Genomic DNA, 26,715 nt, shown 5'->3' with positions numbered 1-26,715 from the left:
ACCTACTCCAATATATCGTCAACTTGAGCCATATTCTTACTTTTTGTAATGATTAGGACCCTATCACCTTTTTCTATGACAGAATTTCCTGTAGCAACTTCAATCGATCCGTCACGATTTCTATGTTCAATTATTGCCACTAGGGTGTCATCTTTTACCTTTACTTCTTTCAAACTATGATTAAATAGCAAAGAGTTTTCGCTTACTTCAAATTCTAGGACTTCTACTTGATCATCTTCTAGCTTGTAGAGGTTGTTTAAGGTTGATATGTCCTTAGAATCGACCTTTGACCTGATGACCCTATTGATATAGTTAGATGCTACAGATTTTGGTGTAAAGGTGGCATCTAGGTCTAAGATTCCGGTTATCTTTAACAAGCTTGTTCTATTTACCTTGGCTATAATTTTTTCAATTCCATATTTTTCAGCTATTAGGGCAATCAAGATATTTTCTTCGTCCATGCCTGTGAGGGCTACAACAGCATCGAAGCTCTCAACCCTAGCTTCTTCTAATATATCAGGATCTGAACCATCTGCATTTATTACTATGGCTTCAGCATATTGCTCTTGGAAATTAATCGCCTTTTCTCTATCAATTTCAATTACTGTAACATTAAAATTTCTTTCTAGTAGGAGTCTAGTTAGATGTGAACTTAAGGAGCTTGCACCTATTATAAGCACATCTTTCATTCTAATATTTTCAGGAATTTCCGCCTTATAGAAGGTATCTACATCTTCTTTTGTTCCCATTATATAAATTTTTTGCCCTGCTTCTAGGATAAAATTACCCCTAGGTATACTGATTTCTCCATGGTCATTTACTATGCCCATTAGCACATCAAATTGGTTTAAGTATGAGTCGGCCTCACTAAGCCTAAGACCAGCAAGCCTAGAATTTTTGCCAATAGTAATCTCAAGCATCATTGACCTATCTTCTAGGAAACTTTGTACATTTCTAGCATGGGAATATTTGATAGATCTCTGAATTTCTTTTGCAGCAAGGTATTCTGGATTTATTACTAGATTAGAACCAGTTAGTTCTACTATATTATCCAAATTGTTAACATACTTAGTATCTCTTAGCCTAAGTATTATGTCCTTTGCTCCCAAATTTCTTGCTAGGGCTGCAGAGATAATATTAGTATCATCGTTTCTTGTTAGGGCTATGAATATGTCACAGTTATCGACATTTGCTTCTTTTAATACATCAATATCTGTTCCATCGCCGACAAGCGCCATGACATCATTTTGTTCAAGTAATTTATTTAAGATATCCTTATCTTGATCGATTACCAAAATATCGTGATTTTGTAAAGATAATTCTTCTGTAAGATAAGAGCCGACCTTACCAGCTCCCAGGATAATAATATTCATCTATTCCTCCTAAGTCTAACTAGTATAGCATTTATATATTTAAATTCAAGTTTAAAACATAGATAATTAACTTAATTATACCACATAGATACTTTACAATAAGACTAATAGGCAAAGAAAAAAGCTAACCTAAAAAAGTCAGCTTTTGTCTCTTATATATTTATTCAAATACTTGCTTTTGATAAGCTTCTTCTTTATTTTTCTCCTTGTAACCTAGATAGTTTAATGAAAGTTGGTTTAGGAAAAATACATAAGCGACAACTATATAAACAATGAAAACAAGGCTTAGAATCCCAGCAAAAATACTTGCCCCAATATTAGCTCCACTTGACGCCCCAAACAAGGCTACTATCAAAACTATAAAAATAATTACAGGAAGTAATATCCATTTCAAAAATACCTTTACTGTTTGCCCAGCCAAATTTTTACCAACAACAAATACTTTTTTAAAAAGATCTCCAAAAGGCATCTTTGGATTCTCAGCTATGACAAAAAATTGGTAGGCGGTAAAAATATAATATATAGTAGATAATACAAGTATTATTATTAGACCAAAAGCAAAAGATCCCAGGCCACTATAGTTTCCTGCCAGAAGGCTAACAGTTAAAGATGCAGCAAAAACTGTTCCAATTAAAGTCATTGCTATAGTTGGGATTACATTTAATAATAGGCTAACTCCAAAGTTTGATGGATTTATAACATGGATTCCATCTAAATATTCTGAAACCGTACCCATCCTATTAAATAATAAACCGTGGGCAAGGGTTACATTTCCCAGTATAGTAATTAACAAAGCCAAAATTGAGTAAATAATCGATGGTTCGGATTCTTCTATAGGTCCATTAAGTATCTTTCCTAAAAGATATAGAATAAGAGCCATCAAAATTTGAATAATTAATACGCTTGATAATTTAAAATCTCTTCTTTCCATAATTTCCTCCTATATTATTTTTATTTATTTACCCATTATTGGGGTATAGATTCAATAAGAGGTGAATAAAATGATTATAAAATTTGTAAAAGAAGAACACGAAGCTCAAGCTTTAGATGGTGATAAAAAAGCTGGCTTCTGCCAATACGAAGAAAAAACAAATGACACTTGGGCTATCACCCATACAGTTGTTGATAGCAATTACCAAGGTCAAGGCCTAGCAGCTAAGCTAGTTGACGAAGTTTGTGAAGCTGCCAGAAAGGAAAATGTAAAAATCATCCCTATTTGCTCATATGCAGTTAAGAAATTTGATCAAGAGCCAGAAAAATACGGGGACTTGGACGCTAGATAAAATTAATACTAAGAGTGCTAGGCATGATTAAGCAAGCACTCTTTTTTTGCCCTTTTTTACAAAGCTTTTTATAATATTTTTTATTTTTCATAATATTTATTACAAAAGTCAAATATTTGAACTTATTCTCTTATTAATACATATGAATTGGCTATTTTTAGGCCTTTCTTATTCATTACGCTAATGTGACATTATTTACCTTTTATTTATCATTTGATATGATATTTTTATGAAAAGAGGTATTTCGGTGAAAAATGATTTAAGGAAAAAAATAGCAATACTTGCCCTATCAATTTATGTTGCCAGCAATAGTGTAGTATCCGGTACCCTTGCTTTTATGCAAATAGACTTAGGACTTTCTATCACAAATGCTGAAATGATGATAACCCTTGCATCTATAGCATCAATTGTGACTATATTATTAAATGAAAAGATTACCCAAAAAGTCGGTATGAAAAAGTGCGTGGATACCGGTCTATTTTTAGTGGGGCTAAGTGCGATTACACCAGTAGTATTTAAGTCATATACATCTATTATAATAAGCCGTCTTTTGATGGGTGCTGGTGTTGGCCTATTTAATGGACACAGTGCCAATTATATAAATGTATTTTTTGAAGGAGACGAGGCAAATAAGCTACACGGTATAAGAATTTCTGCAGAGTTTATTGGACAAATGGCCCTATTATTTATTGCAGGTCTCTTAATCAAGATCCAATGGCAACTTGCATTTCTGGTTTACGGTTTTGCTTTTTTAATTATGTTTAATTTTAATAGAACAATTCCTGATGTGGACATAAATGTTGAAAGCAAAGATGAGTCAAAATTTAGGATAAGTGGCCAATTAATTTTTTATGTAGTTTTTATAGCTATTATTATTATGAATAACACAGCTATAAGTGTAAGATTTCCAACAATTGCAACCCTAGCAAAGGGTCTTGATGCTGATGTAAGCCTATATATGCTAATCCTACCAATTTCAGGCATGGTTTTTGGCTTTATGTTTGGTGCAATCAATAAACTATTGAGGGAAAAAACGCTCTACCTAGGTCTCAGCATTTATGTAATCTTTAATATGGTTATCGCCTTATTTGGTTACAATATGTATATTTACCTAGTTTCTATGTTTTTCCTTGCCTTTTCCCAATCCTTGTGCACACCATACCTATTTGCAGAAGTTGCAAGATTTGCCAAAGGATCTCAGGCTCGTATAGCAAATAACTTGCTTTTCATAGGATGCAATGTCGGCGGATTTTTGGCTCCATTTTTCCTAGAGGGAATTAATAGAGCATTTAATACAACTTCATTAACCCTAGCTTTTTCAGCCTTTAGTGTGATTTATGCTTTGATGCTTATTTTAAATATCTATGAAGAAAGAAAAATAAGAATGTAATTTGAGAGTGAATTTATCGCTCTCTTTTTTTATATTGACAAATATTAACTTTATTTAATCAATGTAAAATGATAAAATAATACAAAAGGAGATTTTATGAGAATAGTTGATATAGTTTGTAAAGACGAATGGATCAAAGATTACGAATTTTTTAATGAATTTAAAGACACAAAATATTTTGATATACTTCTAGATACTTGTGAAAATTTGAATACTGACATTCTTTTCAAAAGCAATGTCCACGGCCAAGACCACATAGAAAGGGTTATTTTCTTTGCCCTAGTCCTTGCCTGGAAGTATGAACTTGACAAGAGAGATACCGATATTATTCGCTTTGCTGCTTGCCTACACGATACAAAAAGGGTTAATGACGGTTGGGATACAGATCACGGCAAACGTGCAGCAAGTGAATCTATTAAATATGCCAATATAGACAAAGACGATACAAATATCCTCCAAGCAGTAATCACCGCCCACTCTACAGATGATAAATATATGGAGGATATAATCAGAGAATATGAGGTCACAGACTTTGATAGGGCCTTATTTTTGGCAAAGCTTTTCAAGGATGCCGATGGCCTAGATAGGGTAAGAATCAATAGGCTAGATTCGGCCTACCTACGCAATGGTTTTTCCAAAGACCTTGTAGATTTTGCTTACATTTTGTATGAAAAGTACTGATTATTTGACAGAAAATTTATTATCTAATAAAATTATTATGTAATAAATTAGGAGAATTGAATGTCTGTAAGTATAAAAAAATTATTTATCACATCTTTAATCCTTTCTCAAATTTTCATTTCAAACACGGCTTATGCTGATTCTATTATTTTAAATAAAGAAACAAGCCCTGGTGTTAATGTACGTAGCGAAAAGGATACAAATAGCGAAATCTTAGGTGGTATAGAAGATTTTACTATGTATGAAATTAAAGATGAAGATGAAAATTGGTACCAAATTAATTTTGACGGGAAAACTGGCTATGTTGGTAAATCTTGGTTTTATAGGCTTAGCCAGTCTAATATTATAGATGCCACAAATCTAAAAAGCGAAGCTAATAGTGAATCTACAAACTCTGCTCCCTACAAGCTCTTGGAGCAAACAAAAGTAACTATTTTAGAATTTGTAAAAGATTCTGAATTTGTGAAAGTTTCTTATGATGAAAGTTATAAGGATAACAGGAAAATCAACGTAACTGATATCGAGGACTTATCCAACAATGACTTGCTTTTTAGCCTATCAGATGACAAAGATTCTGGAGTAAAGACAGTTACTTTAGATGATTCTATAAAGGATATTCCAGAAGTAGTTACCCTATCCGAAAGTCCACAAACAGTAGAAATTGGTAAGAATGAAGATAAACTAAAAGATCCTGTAACAGGCTATGTTAAGCTATCTTCCCTTGCTATTTCTAAAAAAGACAAGAAAGACTTGGAAGAGTTAAAAAATACATATGAGGATATGAATAAACATATCAAAGAAACTTTGGAATATGAAGAGTCTATCAGAAACCAAGTTAGACAAATCCAAGAAACTCATTATGAAACAATAACTACTTATGAAAATGTCCAAAATAACGATACAAACACATCTGTGATTGAAGTTCCAGTTACTGGCAATCCAGTCGGTGTAGAGCTTTATAAATGGGCTACCCAATTTGTAGGCCGTCCTTATGTCCTAGGTGGCGTATCTCTTACAAATGGTATAGATTGTTCCGGTTTTACCATGCAAATCTATAGGCAAATAGGAGTAGAGTTGCCACACTTTGCTCAAAGCCAACAAAGATATGGATTAGAAATTCCATTTGGTCAAGAACAAGCTGGGGACTTGGTATTTTTTGGAACGAGCCTAAATAATATCACCCACGTAGCTATGGCTGATGGCAATGGCAATATGATCCATGCATCTAGCCCAAGAGTTGGAATTATAATAAGTCCTATTAGAAATCCAATTTCTATAAAAAGAATAGTACAATAGCAAAATCCAGACCTCATTTGAGAGTCTGGATCTTTTTGTCTAATTATTTGACGAAAATAAATTTGCTATAGAGTTTACAATTGATCTAAAAAAGTCTAGGATTGAGTCAAGTAAACCACTTTCTTGGGCTTGGTTGACTACATCATCAATTGAATCCTTATTATTTTCATAAAACTCGTTGGCATTATTTGCTAGTTCATTGCCAAATTTGATGAGATTTTCTTTTACTTCTTTACTATCAATAGCTGATGAGTCTTGGTATTTATCAAAATAATTTATTAAAATATTTATATTGTTATCGCTTAAAATATTTTCAAGGTTGACATTTTTTAAGGCATCGTTGATATAGATTCCAATTTGTTCGCTTGATGCATTTTGGCCTGTTTCTTCCTTGTGTTCGGCTAATTTTTGTTTTACTTCTATTATTAGCTTATCTAACTCTTTTGGATCAAAATTAGTTTTTTCTTTGTTTTCTTCTGCAATTTCTGTTACTGTTTCAAGCTCTTCTTGAGCAACTTTCGCCCTTCGTGGGTCGATTTCTTGTCCCTTTTCTTCAAGGGCCTTGTAAACACCAACTAGGGCAGATTCACCGGTAACTGGTGTTGGACTTGCTACAAATATATCTGCATCTGTAATCCCTGCTGTTATAGCAGCGTTAGTGTATTGGCCATTGGTTATTTGGGTAATATTTGCAGGTGTGCTTATATTTACCTTTATTCCAGAATTAGCTGGCAAATATTTTATATATACAGAGGAAATCATATTTCCATCTGGAGCCTCATAGCCAAGATATTTTTCTAAATCTTTACCATTTACAGTTGAAAAATTAGTGTTTGCATCTCCAGCTTTTACTCCAAATACATCATTCATTTGTTCTTGCTTCTTATTATCTAGGGCAACTCCATATATTACATCATTTTTATCTTTGCCCGCTGCAAAGGCTAGGCTTGGTATCACTAGGGCAAAGGCACACAAAAGTGCTATTAATCTTTTTTTCATAACCCCTCCTATAAACTTGTGATTTTAGAAACTATTGGGTCAAGTTCGCTTGGATTCTTATCCTCTATTAGACCCTTATCTATTAGTTCTGCTATTTGTGGGTCTATTGGTAGTTTTGCTACTGTATCTATGCCATGGTTTTCTGCAACTTGATCAATATTGCTTTCGCCAAAAATCTTGTGGACACTTCCACAATCTGGGCATTTGAAATATGACATATTTTCGACTATGCCTATGACATCCTTGCCCATCATCTTAGCCATTTTTAGGGATTTTTCTACAACCATCTCAACTAAGCCTTGTGGAGTTGCAACTGCTACAATTCCATCTATTGGTAGTGATTGGAAAACTGTAAGTGGTACATCACTTGTTCCTGGTGGCATGTCGATTAGTAGGTAGTCTAGCTTACCCCAATCTACATCTGTGTAGAATTGTTTGATAACGCCAGTTACTATTGATGATCTCCACACAACCGGATCTGTCTTATTTGGCAAAATCATATTTACAGATATAACTTCAACTCCATCTCGACTGATGCCTGGATACATCAAACCTTCCTTGGTTCCTCTAACATTGTCATTGATACCAAAGGCTTGAGGTATAGATGGTCCTGTCACGTCTGCATCAAAAACTCCAACTTTGTATCCTTCTTTGTTTAATTTATTGGCAAGCATACTAGTTACTGAGGATTTGCCTACCCCACCTTTACCAGACATGATTGCTATAACATGACCAACTGATGAACCTTCGTTTAGATTTACTTTAAATTGGTCAAAATTTCTTTTTGTTTCCATTATTAACTCCTTTGTATTTAAAAAAAGCATCTTATGATGCTCTTTTTATGATTATATCTAATTTTTATTAAATTTCCATAAAGAAGACTTTAAATATTCTTAAGTCCTAAAAATCAATCTTCATATCTCCATCTTTTATAAGGCCTTTTTTGCCCATTATTTTATAAATTATAAAGGATAAGACCGATGGCAAAATAAAGTGTAGGAGAAGTATTTGCAAAAGCAAAATACTTACTGATCTGGCCCCAGCCATGGTATTAATTGTGGCAATTTGTCCTACAAGTCCACTAGTTCCCATGCCTGATCCCAAAGGCGAGTTTTCCATTTTAAAAACCACTGTCGCAAGTGGGCCTAGGATTGCACCTGCAAGAGTCGGTGGCAACCATATCCAAGGATTTTTGATGGTGTTTGGCACCTGAAACATAGAGGTTCCAAGACCCTGGGCAAGAAGTCCTTCTAGGCCATTATCCTTATAGGAAATTATGGCAAAGCCAATCATTTGCGCTGAACATCCTACTGTTGCAGCTCCACCAGCAAGGCCTGATAGGGATAACATCATACAAATAGCAGCTGATGATATTGGCAAAGTTAGGGCAAGACCTACAAGAACAGCAACCACAATACCCATCAAAAATGGCTGAAGTTCGGTTGCTCTCATTATGATATTGCCTAAGCTTGCCATAAAGGCTGACACTCCTGGCCCAATAAAGTCTCCCACAATGATACCCACTAAGATAGTTAGGGCTGGCGTAATTATTATGTCTAACTTAGTTCTTTTTGATACTAGCTTGCCAAATTCTACCGCAAAGATTGTCGCAACATAAACTCCTACTGGCCCACCAAGTTCGTAAGCTCCGTTGCCAACTATAGTAACTGCAAATAAGATTAGGCTAGGAGCCTTCAAAGCATAGGCTATAGAAACAGCTATAGCTGCTCCTGTGGACTTAGTAACAAGTGGCCATATACGCTCTGTTAGAAAATCTATGCCAAAACTAGTTCCTATAGAATTTAAAATAGTTCCCACCAAAAGCGATGCAAAAAGACCAAAGGCCATGGCTCCAAGTGCATCGATAAAGTAGACCTTAGCTGAAAGGTCGATGTTTTGTTCTTGTAAATATTTTTTCATGCTAATTCCTTTTCAAATGCTTTTCGTTAAGTATAGCACAAAAACATTTAAATGTATATACACTAAGAAATTAATTTAGGTAACCTTTCTCTGCCAAAGCTTTTTTTATTCTGTCAAAGTCTTCCTCACTTTTAACTTTTATGGTGTGGTAGTGGATGTCTTCTGTCAAATTCTTCAAAGGAATAGAAGTAGTCATATTTTTTACAAAATTTGTAACACCACTTCTAGAATGTATGTCCAGATCCTTTTTAATCACCCCGTAGACAGGATGGTTTATGAAGACATCAACTACGATTCCGCCATTGTCAACTATTGTATTTAGCTCATCTCTTATATCCTTATCCTCGTGGTGAGATTCTATGATATAGGTCAATGAGCCTTCACCATCTATTTTGTAACCCCTATTTGTAGATATGATATTTATCCCAAAAGCCTTTAAAACTCCAATATCTTTTACTATAATTTGCCTTGAAACACCAAATCTTTGGGCCAAAGCTGTTCCACTTTGGGGATGTTCTTCTTCTTGTAAAATTTTTATTATCTGATTTTGCCTATCACTAATTTTCATTTATTACCTCTTTTCTCTAATATACCTTTAAAGCTTGACATTTTTAAATTATAATGTATTATAAGTAAAAACGAAGAAGAGATGAGTAGCTAGATTTAAATTTTATAGAGAGTCCCTGACGGTGGAAATGGGATAAAGGCTTGTTTAGTGAATAAAAACTCGGAGTACCTTTGGGGATTATTTGATCTAAAGGCGGGATTGCCCGTTATAGAAATAGAGTATGTATGTACTTGATGAGGTGTATATCGTGAGGTGTACATAAATTTGGGTGGTAACACGGCACAATCGTCCCATGGATGATATGAGCGCGTGTATTTTTTTACACTTTTTTAGCCCAGAAAGATTAGGAGAGAAAATATGAAAAAAGTAAGAAAGATTATTTTGACCTTGTTAATCACCATTCTAGCCTTTGCTAGTACAAGTTTTGCAAGCTCAAATGAGAAAAAGGTCCTAAGAGTTGGCATGGAGGTCAACTACGCTCCTTATAACTTCTCAGAAGTAGACGATAGCAATGGAGGGGTTCCTGTAAAAAACTCCTCAGGAGAATATGCCAATGGTTATGATATAGCCATAGCAAAAGAAGTTGCCCAAAGCCTTGATATGGATTTGGAAGTTTATAAAATAGATTGGGATGGTCTAATCCCTGCCCTTACCAGTGGGAAGATAGATGTTATAATCGCTGGTATGAGCCCAACCGAAGAAAGAAGAGAACAAATAGATTTTACCGACTCATACTACGATGCTGTAGTTGGAGTAATCTTAAAGGAAAATTCGAAATATAAAGATGCTAAGTCTATAAATGACTTTGCCGGTGCAAAACTTACTGGCCAATTGGGAACCTACCACTATGACTTGTTAGATCAAATGCAAGATATAAAAAAGGAACAAGCCCTTGATTCATTTCCAACAATGATTGCCGCAACTAAGGCAGGAACCATCGATGGCTATGTTTCTGATAAACCAGGTGCTGAAAGTGCCATGACTGCAAACAAAGACCTTATATTTGTTCAATTTGGCGAAGGAAACGGCTTTACAGTTGACTCATCACTTACATCGATCTCTATAGGTGTCAAGAAGAATTCTGACCTTACTCCAAAGCTTAACCAAGCTTTAGAAAATATTTCTACCGACCAAAGGGAAGAATTGATGAAGGAAATGGTCCTACTAACTAGTGCAAATGAAAGCAGTGAAGAAAATCCAACATTCTTTGAAGAAATGCAACAAATCTGGCAAAAGTACTCTTCCCTATTTCTTAGAGGTATAGTAAACACCCTATTTATAGCCATACTATCAACAATACTAGGATTTTTGATAGGACTTCTTGTTGCAGTTATTAGAAAAATCGAGATAAATAAAAGCAAAAATAAATTTTCTTATATCCTTCATAAGATAATAAACTTTATCTTATCAGCTTATGTAGAAATATTCCGTGGCACACCTATGATGGTCCAATCTGTAATAATTTTTTATGGTCTCAAGCAATATTTTGACATTGACCTTTCGACAATGTTTGCAGCAATCCTCATAGTTTCCATAAACACTGGAGCCTACATGTCAGAGGTTGTAAGAGGTGGTATAAATTCAATTGATAACGGCCAATTTGAAGCTTGTAAGGCCATAGGAATGACCCATTTTCAAACTATGACCAATGTTGTTTTGCCACAAGCGGTGAAAAACATCTTACCATCCTTGGGCAATGAATTTGTTATAAATATCAAGGATACATCAGTGCTTAATGTAATATCTGTAACAGAATTATTCTTTATGTCTAAGTCTGTAGCAGGATCAACCTACCAATACTTCCCAACATATTTGATTACAGCAATAATCTACTTTGTACTAACCTTTGTTATTACAAGGATAATCAATCACTTGGAAAGAAAAATGAACGGAAGAGAATACATCCACGAAGCAACTACAGGAGTAAAAAATGCCAATATTAAAGGTTAAAAATTTGGAAAAAAAGTTTGGAGAAAACTTAGTTCTCAAAGATATAAATTTTGAAGTTAATAAAAACGAAGTCGTTTCAATCATAGGATCTTCCGGTTCTGGTAAGTCCACCTTGCTTAGATGCCTAAACTTACTAGAAAGGCCAACTAGCGGCGAGATTTACTATATGGATAAAAATATCCTAGCTGAACACTTTGATGAAAGACACTATAGGTCTGAAGTAGGCATGGTTTTTCAAAACTTTAATCTTTTTGAAAACAAAAACGTCTTGGAAAATTGTACTCTGGGCCAAGAAAAAGTTTTGAAAAGGTCAAAAAAAGATGCCCAAGAATTGGCCATGAAATATTTGACAGATGTCGGCATGGATAGCTTTAAAAATTCTAAGGCAAGCCAACTATCCGGAGGTCAAAAGCAAAGAGTAGCCATAGCCCGCGCCCTTTGCATGAACCCAAAAGTCTTATTGTTTGATGAGCCAACCAGTGCCCTTGACCCAGAGATGGTAGGTGAAGTACTTGAAGTTATGACAAAGCTTGCCAAAAGTGGGATTACAATGATTGTAGTAACCCATGAGATGGACTTTGCAAGAGATGTTTCTACTAGGGTATTATTTATGGATAAAGGTATAATCTTAGAAGATGGAAGACCAAATGACATTTTCACAAATCCAACCCACGATAGAACTAAAGAATTCTTATCTAGGTTTTTAAATAATTAATAAGAGGAGAAAATATGACAGACTTAGTAGAAATATATTCCACCAGCGAAGACTCATTTGCCGTTGGCTATATAATCTATCAAGAAAATAATAGACTATTGACCCACCTTGTGGATGACCAAGGCAAGCTTGATGGCTACCTATTATTTGATACTAGGATGATTGATGGAATCGAAACAAATACAGACTACCTTAAAAAGATCGAAAAATATATGGACTTTTGGGGCAATATTTCTATAGGTGATAGCGACAATGAGATCTATAAGTCAAAACCTGACTTCATAGATTTGATCAAATACGCCAAAGACAACCACAAAATAATCACTCTTTCAACAAGCTTCGATTACTTTGATTCTATAACAGGCTTTGTAAAATCTTATGATAAAGAAAAAGTTCTTATAGATGCACTTAATCAAACAAATGCCAAAATCTTTGACCAATTTGAAATCCCTATAAAAGACCTTGTAACCTTGGAAATAGAATCCATAGATAATTTCCTCTTGGGATACGCACACAAAAAATCATGAATAATACTTTACTATTAATAATATTAAACTTTGTAGGAAAAATCTTCTCATTTGTTCGTGAGATGATTTTTTCTTTTACCTATGGGACTGGTGATATTACCGATGCTTTCAATACTTCAACCACAGCAGCAACCTTGATATTTTCAGTAATCACCTACGCCCTATCAAAAACCTACATACCTACTTACAATGAGGTTGTAAAAAATGGCGATGAAAAGTCTGGAGACCACTTTACCAATAGACTTCTAGATTTTATGCTTTTTCTAACTACCCTTATGATGATATTAGGTCTTGTATTTGCACCATTTATAGTAAAACTTTTTGCAGCAGGCTACAGTGGTGAAAAACTAAAAATCGCCTCTATATTTATGAGAGCAGTAATCCTTACCATATATCCAAATGTATATGCAGCAATATTTTCTGCATATTTGCAGATTAAGGGAGATTTTCTCACTCCTGCCTTGCCTCTTGTCATTATGAATATATTGCTAGGACTTACTATAATGGTATCCAAGGGCAATGTTGTCATAATGGCAGTGGGTATATTTTTGGCTTATTTCTTACAATATGCAATGTTTCCTCGTGCGACAAAAAAAGCTGGTTTTAGAAGAGAAAAGATTAGCTTTGGTCTTGATCCCAATGTCAAAAAACTAATCATTCTTTCTTTGCCAACAACTTTTACCATGGCAGCTGTCTACATATCAACCATTGTAGACCAATCATTTGCATCTATAGTTGCTCCAAATGGAGGAGTTTCAATAGTAAACTATGCTCTAAAGATTTTAAGGATAGTAAGTTCAACCTTTATTATTCCCTTCCAAATCACAGCATATCCATTCATAGGAAAACTAGTTGCAAATGGAGATATCAAGGGCATGAAAGATTTGACAGGACAAAGCTTGGTAAAGATAATGACCTTATTCATCCCATCAATAATAGGCCTTATGGTTTTATCAGAACCAATAATCACCTTTGTATACTACAGGGGCGAATTCACCTACCAAGATATGGTAGCAACTAGCCAGGTTCTATTTTACTATAGCCTCTACCTTATAGGCCCAGCCCTAGCTGACCTGCTATACCTATCATTTTTTAGCCACCAAAACACAAAAGTACCAACAATAATAGCCTTTATCCAGTTAGGGATTAATATATTTTTGGACTTTGTCCTATCCAAGGCCTACGGCTTAGTCGGTCTTGCCCTTGCAACAACTTTTAGTCAATTTGCAGCAGTATTAATGGCCCTTATAGCCTACTATAAGTATTTTGGCAAGCTAAATTATCCTTATATCTTAAAAAATATAGGAAAGATTATAATGGCAGGAGGAGTCATGGGAGTATTCTCAAAATTCTTCTTTGCCATAAGACCATCAAACCTATGGCTACTAGTAACCATTGCCCTTGCAGGGCTAATATATGTGGGATTAGTATATATGCTAAAAGTCGACGAATTTGACCAAATACTAGCGGCCTTTAAGAAGAAAAAGAAAAAGCTTGAGTAATTCTCAAGCTTTGTTTTTATAGATCTTTGATATTCATCTTATCAAGTTCTTTTTTCATATTCTTCTTTTCTCTGATACCCAAATAAATAAAAACTAATATTATAGTCGGAATATTAGCAACTAGAAAGGCAATAAATAGTGCCATATAATTTTCCACTTGGCTAAAAGAATCAAAAGCTGGAATTCCTGCAACATTCGCCAAGGCAAAGATTAATGAAATTACTGGAAGTATTAAACCTAAATACTTACTTTCCTTTTTGCAAAGATAAACTTGTAAATAAATTATTGCTGCACATATAAACAATAATAAAATAAGTGCTATTATTGTATGAATCAAAGATATTTTCATCCTAATCCTCCTTTGTCTTTTTGTATTCGTTAATCAAAATTTTAGCAGTATCAAAATCGATTTTTTCATCCAAGGCTAGTCTTTTTATTGTGAGAATATAAGGATCTTTGCCCTTTTGTTCATTAATTTCTATCTTTTGAATAAGCCTATCAAGTCTAAGTCTTACAGTAGGATAGGTCACATCGTAAATCCTTGCCACTTCTTTTAGTGATCCCGAAGCCAAGATAAAAGTTTTTATAAAAGAAATATCCTCATCACTAAGCTCAGCCATCCACTCAGGAAGTATATCCATAAGCTCCTCCTTTAATTATATTCAATATACTCTTTAATATTATTAAAGTCAATAGTTCCTTTAAGTTTAATTTTATTCAAATAAAAACTCAGCCACTTATTAAGGTGACTGAGTAAATCAAAAAATTATGGTTGTACAATAAATCGTGTTGGTAGAAGTAATGATACTTCTTCTAATACGATTTTTTTGTAAAAGAAAGAAGACATATTTAATCATTGCCCTATAATAGTATTAACCACAATACAAAAGGGGGATTAAATATGTCTAATGATTATTTTATTGCAAATTTACTAAATATCAAAGATGAAAATATTACTTTTGGTGAAGGTATTCATCACGAGAAAATTAAGGGTATTACTTATACTGTTATTTCTGCTAAGCTTACTTATTCTAAGGATTTTTGTCCTAATTGCCATGGTAATGACATTATTAAGTATGGATTCAAGGCTTCTAATCTGAAATTCCAAGCTTCTGCTGGTTATCCTGTTTTACTTAATTTAAAAAAACAAAAGATGTATTGCAAGGCTTGCGGTAGATATTTTTTAGCTACTTCTAGTATTGTTAATAGGTATTCACATATTTCTAATAATGTTAAGAAAGCTATTAGTCTGGATCTAACTAAGAAGAAGTCTATTAAGGATATTGCTTTGGATAATTTTGTTTCTACCAATACTGTTTCTAGACAAATGGCTAAGTTTGATAATTATTTTAATGTAGATTTTAGGTCTATCCCTAAGCACCTATGTTTTGATGAGTTTAAGTCTACTAGGGATGCTAAGGGGGCTATGAGTTTTATGTATTGTGATTCTTCTACTGGTAAGGTTGTTGATGTTATAGAGAATAGGCAGTTGCCTTTTCTTAGGAGATATTTTTCTAATTATCCAAAAAAGCTTAGGGATAAGGTTAAGACTATTAGCATTGATTTATATGCTCCATATATGTCTTTAATTAAAGATTTATTTGTTAATGCTAAGATTGTTATTGATAGGTTTCATATTGTTGGTTTATTTACTAGAGCTTTTAATCAGACTAGGGTTGATGTTATGAAGGAGTTTTCTACTTCTTGTTTTGAATACAAAAGATTAAAGAGATATTGGAAGATTTTCTTAAAGCCGTATAGTTTGCTTGATTGTATACATTTTTCTAAGAGAGTTCATTTTACTGATTCTTATGTGTCTGAGTTAGATATTGTGGAAAAAAGTATTGCTGTTGATAATGTTTTAAAGAATACTTATTTATGTTATCAAAGTTTTAGATCTGATATAGAGCATAGAAATTTTGATATGTTTAAAAAGCATTTATTGATCTTTAAGGATAAGGTGAGTGAGAGAGTGAAAACATCTATTGATACATGTTTAAAATACATTGATTTGATTAAAAATTCTTTTACTTATGAATATTCAAATGGAATGATTGAAGGTATTAACAATTTTGTTAAGGTTTTAAAAAGAGTAGCTTTTGGCTATAGACGATTCGTTAATTTTAGAACTAGGATATTTCTTACTAGAAATCTTATTAATGCAAGTTGATTAAAGGTAGGTCATTTGAGAAACATTTATTAAACTTATGTAAAAAATTCCATGGATAGGAATTCCTATCCATGGAAAAGTATTTGGTTAATTATTATTTACCAACACTATTTGACATAGAGCCAAAATTATAGGCGATTCTTATTTTCAATAATCCAATCCTCGAATTTTTCATCATTTTCTATATTTTCTTGGCCAAATTTTTCAAAAGTTCCGTCTTTTTTTACTAGTAAGAAGTCTGGGACTTGTTCTATTTGATATTTGTCTACGATTTCTTTATAAGATTTTTAATCTCTATATTTCTTTGCATCAAAGTATCTGATTTTGATGTCATTTTCTTTTGATATTTGTGTTAGTACTTGTGCTAATGCCTTGCAACCTATGCAATCTTCACGTCCTATGTAGACAAAGGCGTTTAAGGAATTGTCAGCATTTAAAAACTCTTGGTCAGATATCTCATCAAATTGGGAAACATCGTAGGGACTATTGCTGATTTCTGCCAATTCATCTTCTAGCTCTTGGCTTTTTTGGCTATAGATGCCAAAGGCTACAAAGAGCGCTATTACTATAGTTAAGATTATATTTCTCTTGTTCATATGCCCCTCATCAATTCTATGGTCACTTTAAATGATTTATAAAAGCTATCCATTGGCAAGAATTCTTTGTTTGAGTGGAAGTTGTGGGCACCTGTGAAGTAGTTTGGAGTGAGTATTCCCCTTGTTGATAGGTATGATCCATCTGTTCCACCTCTCATTGGGATGATTTTTGGATCTATCTCTAATTTTTGATAGATATCTTTAAGATTTTCTATGGCTACTTTGTTATTTTCATCGACACTGTCTAGGATATTTGCGTAAGTATCTTCTATGTCAATTTCAATTTCAGCAGACTTGTATCGCTTTTTCAAGATTTCTATTGCATCAAGTAGGTAGGTTTTGGATTCTTCAAATTTTTCCTTATCGTGGTTTCTTATATTGAAATCTATCCTACAGTTGAGGACATCTGATTTTATGTCGGTTATCCAGACATAGCCCTCTCTATTTTCGGTATTTTCTGGCATCTTTGCCCTATCTAGCATAGATATAAAGTCATGGGCAATCATGATAGGATTGACCAAAACTCCCTTGGCTGACATTGGATGGGCGCTTACTCCCTTTATCTTTATAGCACCACTTGCTGCATTGAAAGTTTCATATACTAATTCACCAAGGGCACAGCAATCAATTGTATAGGCAAAATCGACAGGAAATTTTTCAAAGTCAATTTTCCTCACTCCCCTAAGGCCAATTTCCTCATCTGGAACAAAGGCTATGTAAATATTACCGTGGTTAATATCTGGATTTTCTCTTAGATACCACAAGGCTGTCATGACATTGGCTATGGCCGCCTTGTTATCAGCTCCAAGGACAGATCTTCCATCTGTTACAATTATGTCATCACCAATATAGGATAAGATTTCTGGGTTTTCTTTGGTGGAAAATACTATATTTTCTTCCTCATTTAAAAGGATATCCTTGCCGTCATAATTTTTGATTACTTGTGGATGGATCTGATCTGAGAGCCCTACATCAACTGTATCGAGGTGGCAGACCCAGCCGATGTTTGCTTGAGATTTTTCAGTATTTGCTAGAAGTTTCCCTTGTAAAACTCCAAATTCATTGATAGCGATATCAACTAGTCCCAAATCTTCTAAGTCTTTTTCTAACTTTTGGGCCAATAAAAGTTGTCCCACAGATGATGGGACATTGGGATTTTTTTCATCAGATTGGCTAGGTATAGCCAGGTAAGATAGAAAGTTTTCTTGTAGTTTTTCTTTTATAATAGCTTCATTCATTTCATATTCCTTATAAAATCAGCAAAGATTCTTCTGCTGTATTCATCGTCATCATAGCTAGCTTCTGGGTGCCATTGGACCCCTATCATATATGAGTAGTAGGGATTTTCTATAGCTTCTATAAGCCCGTCTGGGCTTTCTGCTCCGATATCTAGGCCATCGGCTAGCTTTCTTATTCCCTCGTGGTGGAAGGAATTGACTTCTATTTGATTTTCACCAATAACTTCTTTTAGGTAGGAATCATCTCTTATATTCACATTATGGTAAGCAAAAGTTTTATCATCGCCCCTATGGATAATCTCTGTAGAATATTGGCTTTTTATATCATCATATAAAGACCCACCATAGTAGATGTTTATCAGCTGCATGCCTCTACAAATGCCAAGAATCGGTTTATTTTTTTCTATAGCATAGGCAAATATATCGATACTTTTCTCATCGTCTTCCCTGGAATAATCTTCTACCAAATCGGGATTTCCTCCATAAAGTGAAGGATCAAAGTCATTGCCACCAGCAAAGACAACTCCATCAGCTTCATCCACCATTTCTTTTATATCTTCTAAGCTAAATTGGCTGCTATCAACGTCCATCAACATAATATTGTTTGAGCTAAATGGATACTCAACTTTCGATATATTTTGATTGTTGTGGACAATAGCAACTAACTTTTTAGGGAAAAACCTATCTCTTATTACTACAATTGCTAATACGGCAATTATTAAAACTAGGCCTAATTTAAAAATTCTTAAGGGAGAGTTTTTCTTTACTTTTTTCTTGGCTTTTCTTTCCTTCAATTTACTTATCCTCTTAAAATAACTAGTACTTGCTTGCTCCTTTATCGCTTGCAACAACTATTGTATCGCCCTCAAATCTTATGCCATAGACATTGTCTACTTTTGTAAAAACAGTTCTAGTTCTCTTATCCATGAAGCTTAGAGCCATATCTTCCCCATCCTTGTCTATGCCAATTACTGTCGATGGAGTGAAATAATTGGCCTCATGCTTGTCCCAGGATTCCTTTTGGGAATATATCCTATCCTTGTCTGAAGCATATAGACTTATTATCTCCTTTTCCCTGTATAAGTCCTTGGATAAGTACAAGTCAGAAGTCTCATAGCCAACTGATATAAGCTCTGGACTATCTCCTTTTTTGCCAGACTCTATAGATTTTTTGTAAAGTTCGTAGTAATTTTCGCTTGCCTTATAAGTGGTATAGAAAATATTATTAGGGCTTACTATGCCATCTTTGATATCGCCGTGGATATTTTCAATTTGGGTGATAGTAAAATCGCTTAGGTTTAGGAGGCTTATAGTAGTCTTATCTCTATTTTCCTGATCATTATCATAAAACTTATTGATGAAATATAAGTTGCCATCCATAATACCTATAGGTATGATCTCTTGGCCACTGTCAAAGTCAAAAATAGTCTTAATCTCTGTCTTTTCTATGTCAACTAGCTTATATTGGTGAAGCTTGCTATCTCCTATAACAAACATAGATCCCACCCCATAGATATCATAGGCAAGGGAATTTTCTTCGGCATATATTATTTCTTTTGTGTTTCCATTTGGGTTAAATTTTAGCAATTTTTTCACTATAGGATTGTAATAAATTTCTTCCTTATTTACATCCAAGTGCCTTATACTCAGCGAATCATTATTTTTAGAAGCACATCCTGTAAAAAGTAAAACCGCTAAAATCAACCATATTCTAATATTTTTCATACTTTAATTATAACACGGATTTGCCAAAAGTTTGTCTCTTTACTGAAAATCGATTTCAAATTCACCTATGTTATTGCCCTCGTCTATATAATATAGGGTATTTTGTAAATATTTCTGCCCCCTAATGTTTTCATCAAAAACCATATCGCCATCGTAGGCATGATAAATTTTTAGATTTTGTTCATAGTCACTTGGATTTTCTCCGGTAGATTTTGTGTAATATAAAATGTACTTGCCCTTTATATCAACCAAACCATCTGCCTTTGCTGGAATTGCCCATACTTGATCACTGATATGGATGCCCTCCACATCAGCTTTGAAATATTCATTTATTGTTTCAGGTCCATCTTTGTAGCTAGTAGCATAGATATCATAGGAATCGAAATCTTCTTCTACTAATTCTGGTTCATCTGATAGATCAGATTCTGGCGAAAAAGCATAGAGATTATTTTTGCCAGATTCATTATTTATAAAATAGATCTTGTCTCTAGTATTTGCTATAGATGTAACATTAGTCGAAAACTGACCTGTATAATCTTTTAGGTCTTTATTTTCTATATCAAAGTATCCTAGTGTATTTTTACTATCTACAATATTGCCATCTTCATCCAATACAGTCAGATAGTGGTAGCCATAAACCTTATTGCCAATCATCCCAATTGGATGAAATTCTTCATTTTGGGCAAATCTAAATAAAAGATTCAAGTTTTTGCCTACTAGATCGTAAATACCATATTCATTATTATCAGTTGACCTACCAACAAAGAGTGTAATGGCGCCAGGAACTTTTTCAAAAAACATAGATCCATTTTCAAATTTTGTATTCCCATCAAGGTCTACCAGCTTATCATTTCTGTCAAATTGGACCAGGTAGAAGTTAGGAATATAAAAGACATTGTCTTTATCAATCTTTACATCCTTATCTATTAAAAGTTCCTGATTTTCTACATTGGCTTCTTTTTTACTTTCATCTTCTTTTTTATCTTTTTGCTTGCTATTATTGCTATCTTCATTGGCTTTGGAAACTTCTTCTATTTCAGTATTTGTACTTTCTTTATCGTCTATATTTTTATCACTTTTTCCATTGCTAGCACATGATGTTAAAAACAAGACTAGTGCTAGCATGGATAAGATCTTTTTCATAATAAGCCCCATTTATAGCTCTATATCTACTGATTCCAATTGGTTATTACTGGTTAAATAATATAGTTTGCCATCAGCAATTTTTATGCCACGAACAGTTTCTTCAAGTACTGTTTCTCCACTTGTAAGATTCATAACCTTAAGAGTTCTAGATAGAAGGTCAACATCTCTTGTATCGGACTGGTTAGCTGGGAAATAGAAAATGTTATTTCCTATGATTTCTTGGTAGCCTGCTTCTGCCCACAAAAATGGGAATTTTTGGTCATTGGCATAGATATTATCGTTATCTGCCCTTAATATATCCCATACTGGCTTACCATCTACAAATCTTTTTTGACCAAATAAATATTGTAGGTCAAAGTCCTTTTCTACAAGTTCTGCTTTTTGGTCAAGTCCCTTCGTGAGGTCAAGTTTGTATAGATCATAGTTATATACATTTTCTTTTGCATTATCACCAGCTTTTGTAAATTGCAACTGTCCATCAATTACTACAGCTTCACCAGTCTGAACATCTATTGTATCTTCATAATCATGGACTTCTCCACTAGCAAGATCTACATAGCCTATGGCTGTTTTGTCAGTTTTTAGACTTGGAGTTCCATTGATGTCAGATTTAGATTTATAAGAGTGGAAACCATATATCTTATCTCCAATCATGCCTAGTGAAGTGAATTCTTCTCCTTCAGGAAACTCGTATAGAGTTGATACATCTTTGTCATTCATTCTAACAATTGATACTGTCCCATATAGATCATTTTTCATTTTTACGAAGACATTGTTTGTATATTTGACATATTCATAGCTGTTTGTAGGCTGGTTAGGAACAAGTTCCTTACCATTTTCATCTACAAGTTCTCCATTTTCATTAACACTTGCAAATGGACCATATGGTAGGAAGAACAAATCATCAGCGTTTACCTTGCTTTGTTTTTCTTCATTATCACTTTCTTTTTCTTCGCTAGGTTTTTCTTCTTTCTTTTCTTCCTTATCGTCTACTTTTTCTTTTTCATCTTCTTCTTTGTCATTTATATCTTTGTCAACTTTTTTGCTTTTGTCTGTATCTTCTGATGCATTTTCTTCAGAATTTTTATCCTCAGACTCCTCTTCACTTTCCTCCGGTTTTGATACTTCTATGACTTTCTTTTGATCGTCTTTATTCTCTTCTTCGATTTGACTATTTACCTCTCCTGCTGGCGCATTTGAATTGGTACACCCCACAAGGGCTAGGGACAGGACTGCTATTGGTATATATTTTTTCATTATCTTCTCCTTAATTTGCTCTTAGGGCCTCGATTGCTGAAAGTTTTGTAGCTCGTCTTGCTGGCAGATATCCTGCTAATACACCAACTAGAGCTGAAAATCCTACTCCAACTAGGGCTAGCCAGACTGGAATAATTACTATATCTCCGCTAGAACCAAACATTGAGTTAGGATCTGCTCCCAGAGTGCTATTTAATAGTTTTGCTACGAGCAAAGAAATGACAAGACCAAGTATGCCTCCAAAAAATCCTATAAAACCAGACTCTATAAGAAACATAGTCTCAACATCTCTAACTGAGGCTCCTATTACTTTCATTACCCCAATTTCCTTCTGTCTCTCATAAATGCTCATAAGCATGGTGTTTATGATACCTATGGCTGATACTATAAAGGCGATAGATCCAATACCTCCAAGGATAAGCATGATAGTCCTTGTTTGATTTTGGATTTCTTCATTAGTCTCGGCCATAGAATGGGTTTGGTAGCCTAGTTGTCTGATTTCTTGTTCGACTGCTTCTACATTTTTGACATCATCTACTATTACTTGCAAATTGTCATAAGTTATTTCGTCACTTGTTTCAGGGATTGGATTTCCTTTTTCATCAAATGATTGGTTTAAACTTGGAGACATTATCTTATCATCTTCTTTTTTTAGCATTTTGAAGGTTGCTTCCGATATATAGGACCCCCAGCCAGATAAAAATGAGTTTTTGTTTAGTTTGCCTGCTATTTCTATCGGTACATCTGTATATTCTGGTTTTTGCTCTTCTTTTTCTTCAGGTCCATTTTGAGGGTTTTCATTGCCAAAATTGACTCCATCGTCCTCTTCTTCAAAGACATAGCCTAAGCGGATGAAGTACTGGTGGGCATTAAAGTCAAAGTCTTCAACAGGCTCCATATAAAAATTATTGCCACCTTCTGCTATTTGTTTGGTAGCTTGGGTATTTTGTCCTAGAATAATTTTGTTATCGTCTTTGGCATTTGGTGGATTTCCAAAATCCATCATATCTTTATCTATGAGTGAAAAGACATTGTCAGGAATGATATTTAACGAACCGTCAATCTCATAATCTTCAGTATCAGACATCTTTATTTGGACATATACGTTCTTGCTAGGCACTACTGCCTTTACATGACTTACTCTTTTTAAATCGTTTAGCACCTTATCATTTATCTGAAGATTGCCTTGACCAGATCCGTCCATGACATCTATAGTGGTAAGACCTTGAAAGGATTCTATCATCTCTTTTTGCGAATTACTGATGCCTTGGGCAAAGGCAAGCATTAGGATAATAGAGGTTGAGCCAATGACAACTGATAAGATAGTAAGAATAGTCCTAGATTTACGACGCCAAAGATTCCTTAGGGCCATTATAAATCTATCAGATATCTTCATCTTCTATTATTAGCTCCTTCTCTTTTTTATTTTTTGATCTTTTTCTGATTAGTATCACTACAAGGGCTACGATTATTGCTAGTCCCACCCACAAGAATGGGGATGCAAACAAGCCTCCACCTGCATTCTCTCCAGGATCAGCTCCCATATCCCCATCAGCAGGTATCATTTCACCAGTTTCTGGGTCTTGGATCATACCACCTTCCATGCCATCCATACCCCCCATGTCCTTAGAAGTTACATTGGAGTTGAAATTTTGTGTTTGTGTATGGACATTGCCTGCTGAATCTTCGTATGTTAGAAGTATCTTGCCCTCAACATCTCCCTCTCTTTCTGGAGTGATATTAAAGGTGAAAGTTTCAGTTGTTCCTGTATTAAAATTACCTATAAATCTTCTGTCATTATCAATTGTAAATCCCTTGCCTATGACATCACACATAAAGGTATTTAGATTGTCCTTGCCTGTATTATAGATGTTGACAGACACTTGAGTTTGCTGACCAACTATTAAATCTTCGTGCTTTACATCACCAATGGTTACATTTGCCCTTTGGACAACAGGTATACCTATAGACTCCTTGGTGGTGTATTGGTTGCCCCAGTAGTCTTCGTATTCCAAAGTTAGGCCAATCACATAGTTACCTGCAGCAGCATTTGGATTTACATTCATGGTTATATACTTATTGGAAGTATTCCATGGATAAAGAGCTGCTAGATAAAAGGAATTTGATTGGTCAACAGGACTAAAGACTGAACCATCGCTTACAAGGGCATTGTTATCTCCGCTTGCTTGGGGTTGGGATTGGAGTTGGGACTCTATGGTTACCTTAAGGTTATAGATGGTATTTTTGGCGTTGGTATTATACAAGGTAAAGCCAAGGTTAAAAGAATCGCCAGCCTCTACAGTTTGTGGGTTCAAGCTATAGTTTGAAATTATAAGCTTTGGCTGGTTTTTCATTTGTACTTGGTTTGTTGTATCATCTCCTGAATCCTTGCTATTTGAAGAATCATTTCCATTTATTTCATCATAATATGTCGTCATTTTCTAATACCTCATCAATAGTTAAATTCTTATGTATATTTTCTATCTTTCCATCTCTCATAAATAAAGTTCTATCAGCAAATTCTGTCATCTCATCATCATGAGTTACCATAATAAAGGTCTGTTTATTTTTCTTGGTGATGTCCTTTATGAGCTGCATTACTTCAAAACTTGTCTTAGTATCTAGGTTTCCCGTTGGCTCATCTGCAAAAATAATCTTTGGTGTTCCAACAAAAGCACGGGCTATAGACACCCTTTGCTGTTGACCACCTGAAAGCTCATTTGGCTTGTTGTTCATCCTATCTTCAAGGCCAACTTGTTTTAAAATCTTGTAGGCTTCTTTTTTCCTCTCTTCTACTCCAATTCCCTTAAAGGTTAAAGGCAAGGATACATTCTCCCAGGCAGTTAAATAGGGCAAGAGATTGTAAGATTGGAAAACAAAACCTATGTTTAGATTTCTAAATTTGGTTATGTCGGTTTCCTTTAGCTCATTTAAAATAATACTCCCATACTTTATGGAACCCTTGGTCGGATACTCAAGACCTGCAAGCATATTTAAAAGCGTTGACTTGCCAGAACCAGATGTCCCAAGCAAAGCAATAAACTCCCCTTTTTCAATGTCTAGGTCTATACCGTCCAAAGCTTTAATGATATTATTTCCAATCTTATAATATTTTTTTAAAGATCTTACTTCAATTAGTGACATTATTAACTCCAATTTTAAGTTTTTATCATAAAATAAAATTTATTACAAAATAGTGTCACATTATTAGACACACACTCTGTTTGCATTATTATATCATTTCAAATGATAGTTGACAATTGTTTATATAAATAATATTTATATTCATTTACATAACAGAAAAAAACATATATTAAAATAACCTACAAGATATTTAAGCTCGTAGGTTAGAATTTCAAAATATTTAATTTATATATGTAATATCATCACTACGAACGTCCCATACAATTTCTTGGTAGGTCCCATCATAGATCTTTAGAATCTTATCCATAGAAAGGCTCATCCCATCCATTTTCTTGAAGTCCTCAAAATCCACCCAAAAAAGCGTCCCTTCTCGATTATCTCTGATAAGCTTACCACTATACTTACTTGTCTCATAAAGAAGACCCACGTCCTTATAGTCATCAGAAATCCAAGTTATAAATCCACAAAATGTCAAATCAGAAATGTCAAGACCAGTTTCTTCCTTGGCTTCCCTTATGGCAGAATCATAAAAAGATTCGTTTTCTTCTACTTTGCCCCCAGGAAAAGTCAGCCCTTCCCAACCTTCTTTTTTCACCTTATCCAAGATGACAACTTCATTTGTATCAGGGTTTACAATTTTTATCATATTCATTAGTCTAGTTTTCATATAAATTCCTCTAAATTATTAATCATACATAAGTACTTTATTGGAATTTATGATTTTTACTAGTTATAGACATAAAAAAAGCTGGCTTTATCGCCAGCCCAGACTGTCGACAAAGTAGGTAATAAAGTACAATCTTATCTACTTTTTTTGTCTTCAAATGGCTTAATATCAATATATTAGGGTATGAATATACTAAAGAAAGAGGTGTATTATGCTCAATAAAAATGATAAGGATAAACAAAAGCAAGTACAGCTAGTAGCTCTAGAGGATTTAGTACCAGAAAATCATCTACTTAGAAAAATAGATAAATACATAGACTTTGACTTCATATACGACCTAGTAGAGGGAAAATACTGTCTTGATAACGGCAGACCAAGCATAGATCCAGTAGTATTAATGAAATTAGCATTCATACAATATCTTTTTGGCATTAGAAGTATGCGTCAGACAATAAAGGAAGTAGAAGTAAATCTAGCCTACAGGTGGTTCTTAGGCTTAGACTTCTATGATAAAGTACCTCACTTCTCAAGCTTTAGTAAAAACTACCAAAGACGATACAAAGATACA

General features: G+C 34.2%; 28 protein-coding genes and 1 other annotated feature. Of the genes, 10 read left to right on the top strand and 18 right to left on the bottom strand.

Annotated elements, in window-relative coordinates:
• Positions 1-2: 2 nt before the first annotated feature.
• Together trkA and BN38_RS03915 are read right to left on the bottom strand one after the other, a co-directional pair.
• Positions 3-1,373, bottom strand: a complete 1,371-nt coding sequence (gene trkA / locus BN38_RS03920; RefSeq protein WP_044565693.1) for a Trk system potassium transporter TrkA — start codon at positions 1,371-1,373, stop codon at positions 3-5.
• Positions 1,374-1,533: 160 nt separating this feature from the next.
• On the bottom strand, positions 1,534-2,304 hold the full coding sequence (locus tag BN38_RS03915; RefSeq protein ID WP_044565692.1) for a hypothetical protein: 771 nt from the start codon (positions 2,302-2,304) through the stop codon (positions 1,534-1,536).
• A 70-nt stretch (positions 2,305-2,374) separates the two neighbouring features.
• Between BN38_RS03915 and BN38_RS03910 the strand changes: the two genes are divergently transcribed.
• From BN38_RS03910 to BN38_RS03895, 4 genes are all read left to right on the top strand, one after another.
• Positions 2,375-2,656 (top strand): GNAT family N-acetyltransferase, encoded by a 282-nt coding sequence (locus BN38_RS03910; protein ID WP_044565691.1) that lies wholly within the window; start codon positions 2,375-2,377, stop codon positions 2,654-2,656.
• Between the two features lie 247 nt (positions 2,657-2,903).
• Positions 2,904-4,046 (top strand): MFS transporter, encoded by a 1,143-nt coding sequence (locus tag BN38_RS03905; RefSeq protein ID WP_230197721.1) that lies wholly within the window; start codon positions 2,904-2,906, stop codon positions 4,044-4,046.
• Between the two features lie 96 nt (positions 4,047-4,142).
• On the top strand, positions 4,143-4,727 hold the full coding sequence (locus BN38_RS03900) for an HD domain-containing protein (protein WP_044565689.1): 585 nt from the start codon (positions 4,143-4,145) through the stop codon (positions 4,725-4,727).
• A 60-nt stretch (positions 4,728-4,787) separates the two neighbouring features.
• Complete coding sequence (locus BN38_RS03895) at positions 4,788-6,023, top strand: C40 family peptidase (protein WP_044565688.1); 1,236 nt, start codon at positions 4,788-4,790, stop codon at positions 6,021-6,023.
• Positions 6,024-6,062: 39 nt separating this feature from the next.
• Here BN38_RS03895 and BN38_RS03890 read toward each other — a convergent pair whose 3' ends face one another.
• The 4 genes from BN38_RS03890 to BN38_RS03875 form a co-directional block, all read right to left on the bottom strand.
• Positions 6,063-7,022 carry a DUF1002 domain-containing protein gene (locus BN38_RS03890; protein WP_044565687.1) on the bottom strand — a complete coding sequence of 320 codons (960 nt, stop codon included), beginning with the start codon at positions 7,020-7,022 and terminating at the stop codon, positions 6,063-6,065.
• Between the two features lie 8 nt (positions 7,023-7,030).
• Positions 7,031-7,816, bottom strand: a complete 786-nt coding sequence (locus BN38_RS03885) for an Mrp/NBP35 family ATP-binding protein (RefSeq protein ID WP_044565686.1) — start codon at positions 7,814-7,816, stop codon at positions 7,031-7,033.
• Between the two features lie 106 nt (positions 7,817-7,922).
• A complete protein-coding gene (locus tag BN38_RS03880) occupies positions 7,923-8,942 on the bottom strand; it encodes a PTS transporter subunit IIC (protein WP_044565685.1) in 1,020 nt (339 codons plus the stop codon).
• A 70-nt stretch (positions 8,943-9,012) separates the two neighbouring features.
• A complete protein-coding gene (locus BN38_RS03875; protein ID WP_044565684.1) occupies positions 9,013-9,510 on the bottom strand; it encodes a transcription repressor NadR in 498 nt (165 codons plus the stop codon).
• A 64-nt stretch (positions 9,511-9,574) separates the two neighbouring features.
• Positions 9,575-9,806: a binding site (T-box leader), on the top strand.
• A gap of 61 nt (positions 9,807-9,867) precedes the next feature.
• On the opposite strand from BN38_RS03875, the gene BN38_RS03870 reads away from it, so the two are divergent.
• Genes BN38_RS03870 through murJ form a run of 4 tightly spaced genes read left to right on the top strand, consistent with a single transcriptional unit; the run spans position 9,868 to position 14,204 of the window.
• A complete protein-coding gene (locus tag BN38_RS03870) occupies positions 9,868-11,460 on the top strand; it encodes an ABC transporter substrate-binding protein/permease (protein WP_044565683.1) in 1,593 nt (530 codons plus the stop codon).
• Positions 11,441-12,175 (top strand): amino acid ABC transporter ATP-binding protein, encoded by a 735-nt coding sequence (locus BN38_RS03865; RefSeq protein WP_044565682.1) that lies wholly within the window; start codon positions 11,441-11,443, stop codon positions 12,173-12,175. The genes BN38_RS03870 and BN38_RS03865 overlap by 20 nt, the downstream gene beginning before the upstream one ends.
• A gap of 14 nt (positions 12,176-12,189) precedes the next feature.
• Positions 12,190-12,702, top strand: a complete 513-nt coding sequence (locus BN38_RS03860) for a hypothetical protein (protein ID WP_044565681.1) — start codon at positions 12,190-12,192, stop codon at positions 12,700-12,702.
• Positions 12,699-14,204 carry a murein biosynthesis integral membrane protein MurJ gene (gene murJ / locus BN38_RS03855; protein WP_084593742.1) on the top strand — a complete coding sequence of 502 codons (1,506 nt, stop codon included), beginning with the start codon at positions 12,699-12,701 and terminating at the stop codon, positions 14,202-14,204. Before BN38_RS03860 ends, murJ begins: the two co-directional genes overlap by 4 nt.
• Before the next feature lie 16 nt (positions 14,205-14,220).
• Here murJ and BN38_RS03850 read toward each other — a convergent pair whose 3' ends face one another.
• Together BN38_RS03850 and BN38_RS03845 are read right to left on the bottom strand one after the other, a co-directional pair.
• Positions 14,221-14,553 (bottom strand): hypothetical protein, encoded by a 333-nt coding sequence (locus BN38_RS03850; RefSeq protein WP_044565679.1) that lies wholly within the window; start codon positions 14,551-14,553, stop codon positions 14,221-14,223.
• A gap of 1 nt (position 14,554) precedes the next feature.
• Complete coding sequence (locus BN38_RS03845) at positions 14,555-14,845, bottom strand: DUF2089 family protein (RefSeq protein WP_044565678.1); 291 nt, start codon at positions 14,843-14,845, stop codon at positions 14,555-14,557.
• A 260-nt stretch (positions 14,846-15,105) separates the two neighbouring features.
• Between BN38_RS03845 and BN38_RS03840 the strand changes: the two genes are divergently transcribed.
• Positions 15,106-16,374, top strand: coding sequence for an ISL3 family transposase (locus BN38_RS03840; protein ID WP_044565677.1), 1,269 nt, complete (start codon positions 15,106-15,108; stop codon positions 16,372-16,374).
• A gap of 287 nt (positions 16,375-16,661) precedes the next feature.
• On the opposite strand, the gene BN38_RS03835 is transcribed toward BN38_RS03840, so the two are convergent.
• From BN38_RS03835 to BN38_RS03790, 10 genes are all read right to left on the bottom strand, one after another.
• Positions 16,662-16,970, bottom strand: coding sequence for a hypothetical protein (locus BN38_RS03835; protein ID WP_044565676.1), 309 nt, complete (start codon positions 16,968-16,970; stop codon positions 16,662-16,664).
• The gene (gene pepT, locus BN38_RS03830; RefSeq protein ID WP_044565675.1) at positions 16,967-18,208 is read right to left on the bottom strand and encodes a peptidase T; all 1,242 of its coding nucleotides are present in this window, start codon (positions 18,206-18,208) and stop codon (positions 16,967-16,969) included. Before pepT ends, BN38_RS03835 begins: the two co-directional genes overlap by 4 nt.
• Entirely contained in the window at positions 18,205-19,002 is a 798-nt protein-coding gene (locus BN38_RS03825) for a gamma-glutamyl-gamma-aminobutyrate hydrolase family protein (protein ID WP_230197720.1), read from the bottom strand. The genes pepT and BN38_RS03825 overlap by 4 nt, the downstream gene beginning before the upstream one ends.
• A gap of 22 nt (positions 19,003-19,024) precedes the next feature.
• A complete protein-coding gene (locus BN38_RS03820; protein WP_044565674.1) occupies positions 19,025-19,933 on the bottom strand; it encodes a hypothetical protein in 909 nt (302 codons plus the stop codon).
• Between the two features lie 39 nt (positions 19,934-19,972).
• Positions 19,973-21,076 carry a putative periplasmic lipoprotein gene (locus BN38_RS03815; RefSeq protein ID WP_044565673.1) on the bottom strand — a complete coding sequence of 368 codons (1,104 nt, stop codon included), beginning with the start codon at positions 21,074-21,076 and terminating at the stop codon, positions 19,973-19,975.
• 12 nt (positions 21,077-21,088) lie between these two features.
• Positions 21,089-22,336: a hypothetical protein gene (locus BN38_RS03810; RefSeq protein WP_044565672.1), complete on the bottom strand. Its 1,248-nt coding sequence runs from the start codon at positions 22,334-22,336 to the stop codon at positions 21,089-21,091.
• 10 nt (positions 22,337-22,346) lie between these two features.
• Complete coding sequence (locus BN38_RS03805; RefSeq protein WP_044565671.1) at positions 22,347-23,732, bottom strand: ABC transporter permease; 1,386 nt, start codon at positions 23,730-23,732, stop codon at positions 22,347-22,349.
• On the bottom strand, positions 23,719-24,774 hold the full coding sequence (locus BN38_RS03800; RefSeq protein WP_044565670.1) for a COG1361 S-layer family protein: 1,056 nt from the start codon (positions 24,772-24,774) through the stop codon (positions 23,719-23,721). The genes BN38_RS03805 and BN38_RS03800 overlap by 14 nt, the downstream gene beginning before the upstream one ends.
• Positions 24,758-25,480, bottom strand: a complete 723-nt coding sequence (locus BN38_RS03795) for an ABC transporter ATP-binding protein (protein WP_044565669.1) — start codon at positions 25,478-25,480, stop codon at positions 24,758-24,760. The genes BN38_RS03800 and BN38_RS03795 overlap by 17 nt, the downstream gene beginning before the upstream one ends.
• Positions 25,481-25,700: 220 nt before the next feature.
• Positions 25,701-26,147 (bottom strand): 8-oxo-dGTP diphosphatase, encoded by a 447-nt coding sequence (locus BN38_RS03790; protein WP_044565668.1) that lies wholly within the window; start codon positions 26,145-26,147, stop codon positions 25,701-25,703.
• Positions 26,148-26,358: 211 nt separating this feature from the next.
• Here BN38_RS03790 and BN38_RS03785 point away from each other — a divergent pair.
• Positions 26,359-26,715: transposase (locus tag BN38_RS03785; RefSeq protein WP_044565667.1), on the top strand; the 357-nt coding region annotated here is incomplete at its 3' end.

Origin of the sequence: Anaerococcus provencensis, assembly GCF_000312365.2 — a bacterium.
Classification (GTDB): Bacteria; Bacillota; Clostridia; order Tissierellales; family Peptoniphilaceae; genus Anaerococcus; species Anaerococcus provencensis.
Note: the sequence above shows the minus strand (reverse complement) of the source record. Positions and strands in the feature narration are given on the sequence as shown.

Bases quoted from the DNA above. Each gene is read 5' to 3' on its own strand.
- trkA (WP_044565693.1), bottom strand. From the start codon at position 1,373: ATGAATATTATTATCCTGGGAGCTGGTAAGGTCGGCTCTTATCTTACA.
- BN38_RS03915 (WP_044565692.1), bottom strand. From the start codon at position 2,304: ATGGAAAGAAGAGATTTTAAATTATCAAGCGTATTAATTATTCAAATT.
- BN38_RS03910 (WP_044565691.1), top strand. From the start codon at position 2,375: ATGATTATAAAATTTGTAAAAGAAGAACACGAAGCTCAAGCTTTAGAT.
- BN38_RS03900 (WP_044565689.1), top strand. From the start codon at position 4,143: ATGAGAATAGTTGATATAGTTTGTAAAGACGAATGGATCAAAGATTAC.
- BN38_RS03895 (WP_044565688.1), top strand. From the start codon at position 4,788: ATGTCTGTAAGTATAAAAAAATTATTTATCACATCTTTAATCCTTTCT.
- BN38_RS03890 (WP_044565687.1), bottom strand. From the start codon at position 7,022: ATGAAAAAAAGATTAATAGCACTTTTGTGTGCCTTTGCCCTAGTGATA.
- BN38_RS03885 (WP_044565686.1), bottom strand. From the start codon at position 7,816: ATGGAAACAAAAAGAAATTTTGACCAATTTAAAGTAAATCTAAACGAA.
- BN38_RS03880 (WP_044565685.1), bottom strand. From the start codon at position 8,942: ATGAAAAAATATTTACAAGAACAAAACATCGACCTTTCAGCTAAGGTC.
- BN38_RS03875 (WP_044565684.1), bottom strand. From the start codon at position 9,510: ATGAAAATTAGTGATAGGCAAAATCAGATAATAAAAATTTTACAAGAA.
- BN38_RS03870 (WP_044565683.1), top strand. From the start codon at position 9,868: ATGAAAAAAGTAAGAAAGATTATTTTGACCTTGTTAATCACCATTCTA.
- BN38_RS03865 (WP_044565682.1), top strand. From the start codon at position 11,441: ATGCCAATATTAAAGGTTAAAAATTTGGAAAAAAAGTTTGGAGAAAAC.
- BN38_RS03860 (WP_044565681.1), top strand. From the start codon at position 12,190: ATGACAGACTTAGTAGAAATATATTCCACCAGCGAAGACTCATTTGCC.
- murJ (WP_084593742.1), top strand. From the start codon at position 12,699: ATGAATAATACTTTACTATTAATAATATTAAACTTTGTAGGAAAAATC.
- BN38_RS03850 (WP_044565679.1), bottom strand. From the start codon at position 14,553: ATGAAAATATCTTTGATTCATACAATAATAGCACTTATTTTATTATTG.
- BN38_RS03845 (WP_044565678.1), bottom strand. From the start codon at position 14,845: ATGGATATACTTCCTGAGTGGATGGCTGAGCTTAGTGATGAGGATATT.
- BN38_RS03840 (WP_044565677.1), top strand. From the start codon at position 15,106: ATGTCTAATGATTATTTTATTGCAAATTTACTAAATATCAAAGATGAA.
- BN38_RS03835 (WP_044565676.1), bottom strand. From the start codon at position 16,970: ATGAACAAGAGAAATATAATCTTAACTATAGTAATAGCGCTCTTTGTA.
- pepT (WP_044565675.1), bottom strand. From the start codon at position 18,208: ATGAATGAAGCTATTATAAAAGAAAAACTACAAGAAAACTTTCTATCT.
- BN38_RS03820 (WP_044565674.1), bottom strand. From the start codon at position 19,933: ATGAAAAATATTAGAATATGGTTGATTTTAGCGGTTTTACTTTTTACA.
- BN38_RS03815 (WP_044565673.1), bottom strand. From the start codon at position 21,076: ATGAAAAAGATCTTATCCATGCTAGCACTAGTCTTGTTTTTAACATCA.
- BN38_RS03810 (WP_044565672.1), bottom strand. From the start codon at position 22,336: ATGAAAAAATATATACCAATAGCAGTCCTGTCCCTAGCCCTTGTGGGG.
- BN38_RS03805 (WP_044565671.1), bottom strand. From the start codon at position 23,732: ATGAAGATATCTGATAGATTTATAATGGCCCTAAGGAATCTTTGGCGT.
- BN38_RS03800 (WP_044565670.1), bottom strand. From the start codon at position 24,774: ATGACGACATATTATGATGAAATAAATGGAAATGATTCTTCAAATAGC.
- BN38_RS03795 (WP_044565669.1), bottom strand. From the start codon at position 25,480: ATGTCACTAATTGAAGTAAGATCTTTAAAAAAATATTATAAGATTGGA.
- BN38_RS03790 (WP_044565668.1), bottom strand. From the start codon at position 26,147: ATGAAAACTAGACTAATGAATATGATAAAAATTGTAAACCCTGATACA.